The organism is Nocardia suismassiliense (genome assembly GCF_900269665.1).
Taxonomy (GTDB): domain Bacteria; phylum Actinomycetota; class Actinomycetes; order Mycobacteriales; family Mycobacteriaceae; genus Nocardia; species Nocardia suismassiliense.
Genome location: NZ_LT985376.1, coordinates 1 through 2,194, shown reverse-complemented (window position 1 = coordinate 2,194; position 2,194 = coordinate 1). Strand labels below are relative to the sequence as shown.

At 70.7% G+C, this 2,194-nt stretch carries 2 protein-coding genes and 1 pseudogene; 2 read left to right on the top strand and 1 reads right to left on the bottom strand.

Annotation, left to right across the window (positions count from 1 at the left end; all coding sequences use genetic code 11):
- Nucleotides 1–685: 685 nt before the first annotated feature.
- Nucleotides 686–1,066: a hypothetical protein gene (locus DBO33_RS44875; RefSeq protein WP_407670666.1), complete on the bottom strand. Its 381-nt coding sequence runs from the start codon at nucleotides 1,064–1,066 to the stop codon at nucleotides 686–688.
- 250 nt (nucleotides 1,067–1,316) lie between these two features.
- On the opposite strand from DBO33_RS44875, the gene DBO33_RS42410 reads away from it, so the two are divergent.
- Entirely contained in the window at nucleotides 1,317–1,526 is a 210-nt protein-coding gene (locus DBO33_RS42410; RefSeq protein WP_107661303.1) for a hypothetical protein, read from the top strand.
- Nucleotides 1,523–2,194: pseudogene (locus DBO33_RS42405) on the top strand (hypothetical protein); the annotation flags it as partial. The gene DBO33_RS42410 and the pseudogene DBO33_RS42405, both read left to right, overlap by 4 nt.

Sequence of the window (2,194 nt, the reverse complement as noted above, 5' to 3'; positions counted from 1 at the left end):
CCGGCAGCTCCAGATGTGTATAAGAGCCGGCCCCGCCTCTGCACCACCGCCCCCGGCACCCTCACCCACCTGGTCCTCGACCTCTGACCGGAGCAGCCCGGCCTCAGCGGGCGGCGACAGACGCGCGACTCGCCGAGCCGCGCCCGTTCGGTGCGCTCAGGAGCGGTGTTCTGGGCGAACTAGGCGTCACGTCGGCCAGGTTCGCGTGGGCGCGAGCTGCCCGGGATGTGTCGGCCCGTGTGGGTAAGTACGTGACGCTGGCACGTCGAGGTCGTTGTGGCACAGCCATTCCAGCTTCGGCTCAGCGGCACTGCGCTTCCGCTCTGCAGTCGCGAACGGCGGATTGTCAGGAAGCAGCAGGCCGATGGCAGCGAAAGTGGCCCGGGCAGCCGCCGCTTCGCCGCCCGCGCCTTGCCCGACGACGACCTGGCCACCTTCATTATGCGGCACATCGCGAGCACCGCATGGAAGTGCACGCAGTCACGAGCGCGCGAGAGCGCGGCAGACTCGAGCCGCCGGCAGAGCGCGAAACCGACGGCACCGAGCTGCGGCGCGCATCGAACCGCGGCGGCTGCGGCGAGGAGGGCTCGGCGGGCGACGACTGGAGACGCGTCACTCGCCGAGCTGTCCTGTTCGATGCCCGCCAGGTAGGGCATGGCCGCGAAAGTGGCGGTGCCGAGCGCGATCACGAGGGCGCCGAGCGTGAGCCCGGCAGGCTCGGGCCGCCCGCAGTGCGCGAAACCGATGGCGCTGAGCTGCGGCGCGCATCGAACCGCGGCCGCCGCGGCGAGGAGGCCCAGCGGGCGACCACTGGAGACTCGTGACTCGCCGAGGCGCCCTGTTCGATGCCCGCCAAGTAGACCGTGGCTGCGAGAGTGGCGGTGCCGAGCGCGATCACGAGGGCGCCGAGTGTGAGCCCGGCAGGCTCGGGCCGCCGGCCGAGCGCGAAACCGATGGCGGCGAGCTGCGGCGCGCATCGAACCGCGGCCGCTGCGGCGAGGATGGCTCGGCGGGCGACGATTCGCGACTCGCCGAGCTGCCCTGTTCGATGCCCGCCAGCGGTCATGCACACCGAGGGTTGCACCGGCGCGCGTTGTCAGGGGTTTGCGTGGGCGTGCGCCGACAGATTGTGCTGGGTCGTGCCGAGGTTGTGCTGCGCGGGGCGGTGGGTTGCACGGGCGTGCGGCGGTTGTGATCATGGCTTGGCGCGGGGCGTGCAGGCTGTTGGCACAGTAGCGTTGTGTGCGACAAGGCCGGGCCTCAGGAAGCGTGGTCGGGGGCGATTCGGTGCTGGGTCGAGCGGCGGAGGTAGGAACGTGACAACCAAGACGTTGGCGGAGTTGGTGCCGGGCGAACTGCCTGCGGGGATCGCCGGGCTGGCGCCGGAGGTGCAGGCCGAACTTGCCACGGTGGTGGTGGAGGCCCGGCGTAAGCAGGCGGCCGATTTGGAAACCGCCGCGTACTCGCTGCTGGATTTCGTGCCGCGGTTCCTGCGCGGTGCGGTCAAGAAGGCGGCGGGGCTGTGACCGATGCGGTGGGCGCTCAGCTGACCAAGCTCGCCCGCACGCTCGGCGTTCCCGTCGATCGGCTCGACTATCTCGCCGGCGTCCCCGCAACGGATCTCAGGGACTTCCGTTTCCAGATCGCCGACCTGCTGTTCGAAAGCCAATCCGGCGGTCTGCGCAAGGTTGCCGCTGCGGCCAAGGTGATCCCCGCCCAGATCATCGCCAAGCTGGTTGCCCGCAACCGGAACGCGCTGCTCGCGGCGCGCATGGCGGCGGTACTGGAGCCGTCGCACGCGGTCGACGTCGCCAAGCGCCTGCCCGTCGACTTCCTCGCCGAGGTCGCACCCCTGCTCGACGCGCGCCGCTCCGCCTACCTCATCGCCGACCTACCGACGGACACCATCGTCGCCGTCGGCAAACTGCTTGCCCGCCACCAAGATTGGATCACCCTCGGCGACCTGATGGCAGTCATCTCCGACGACGCCGCCCGCGCCGCCCAATCCGCCCTCGACGGCACCGCCCTCCTGCACGCGGCTTACCTCGTCGACGACGCCGACCACCTGGCCCGCCTGGTCGCCTTGGTATCGGAGGCAAAGCTGGCCGAAATGCTCCGCGCCGCCGCCGAACATGACCTGTGGGACGAATACCGCAGCACCCTCGACGGCCTACCCGACCCAGCCCTCGCCACG